The organism is Nocardia sp. NPDC051750 (assembly GCF_044453135.1).
Lineage (GTDB): Bacteria > Actinomycetota > Actinomycetes > Mycobacteriales > Mycobacteriaceae > Nocardia.
The window spans coordinates 1-1,284 of the sequence record NZ_JBITCK010000014.1; the positions used below are offsets into that span (position 1 = coordinate 1).

General features: G+C 64.8%; 1 protein-coding gene. It reads right to left on the minus strand.

Annotated features, from left to right (window positions below; genetic code table 11):
- Positions 1-60: 60 nt before the first annotated feature.
- Positions 61-1,202 (minus strand): IS3 family transposase gene (locus ACIA75_RS35715; protein WP_397111508.1). Its coding sequence is split into 2 segments (ribosomal slippage): positions 61-935 and positions 935-1,202, totalling 1,143 coding nucleotides; the frame shifts between segments, so codons are not numbered across the junction.
- Between the last annotated feature and the right edge of the window lie 82 nt (positions 1,203-1,284).

A 1,284-nucleotide genomic window follows, 5' to 3' on the forward strand; every position in this document is an offset into this window, starting at 1 on the left:
GTGGCCAGTCCCCGATAACGCGACCACCCGGTTTCAGAGTCGCTGTCGTTTGGTCGGTGTTCAGTTGATGTCACAGCCCACGGGGTGGTGGGTGTGGGTGCAGGCCGCAGCGTACTCGGCCGGTGTGCGGTAGCCCAGCGCCGAATGCCGGTGCCGGTGGTTGTGCTCGTGCTTGAAATCCGCGATCACCACCCTCGCTTCGAGCAGGCTGGTCCAGTGGTTGCGGTTCAGGCACTCGACGCGCAGGCGCCGGTTGAACGATTCGACGAACCCGTTGTTCCACGGGGTGCCCGGCGGGATATAGGAGATCCCGACCCGGTCTTCGCAAAACGACTGCAATGCTGCGGAAATCATTTCCGGCCCGTTGTCCAGGCGCAGCACTTTCGGTGCTCCGTGGACGGCGAAGACCCGCTCGAGTTCAGCGACCAGACGCTGGCCGGTGATCGAACGCTCGACCAGGTGCAACAGCGATTCGCGGGTGTGCTCGTCGATCATCGACGCGATCTTCACCACCCGCCCGTCGACGGTGGAGTCGAACTGGAAATCCAGCGCCCACACCACCTTCGGCGCATCCGCATCCACCGCCGGCACCGACGAGGTGCCGGCCCGTTTACGCGGGTGATGCGCCCGCACCTGCAAGCCTTCTTCCCGCCAGAGCCGGTGGACTTTCTTGATGTTCATCCGGTGGCCTTCGTCGAACCGCAGCACTGCCCAGGCCCGGCGGAACCCGTGACACGGGTTCTTGGCCGCATAGCTCCGCAGCCAGGCCCGCGTCCCGGCATCGGGGTCTTCCGGTGTCTGCGCGGCCGGCAACCGGCGATATGTCGACCGAGCAAGCCCAACAACCTTGCACGCGAACCGTTCCGACATGCCCATGACCTCCCCGAGCATGTCCACGGCCCGTCGCTTGGCCGCTGGGCCTAAAATTTTCCCTTCGAAATCTCGCGCAGCGCGTCTTTCTCCAGCTCCGCGTCGGCCAGTAGCCGCTTCAATCGGGCGTTCTGTTCCCGCAGCTCCTTGAGTTCTTTGGCGGCGTCGGTGTCCATACCGCCGTACTGGCGACGCCAGTTATACAGTGTCGCCGCCGAGACCCCCAGGTCAGCGGCAATCTGCTCGCCGGTCAAGCCCTCCGCGGCCAGTTCATCGGCGCGCCGCAGCTTGCGCACGATGTCCTCCGCGGAATGCCGTTTCCGTCCAGCCATGGTTCCCATAGTCCCTTCTGGCCCTGATCAGGGCCAACGAGACTCTAATTCCGGCTGGTCGCATCCATGGGGGACGGGTCAG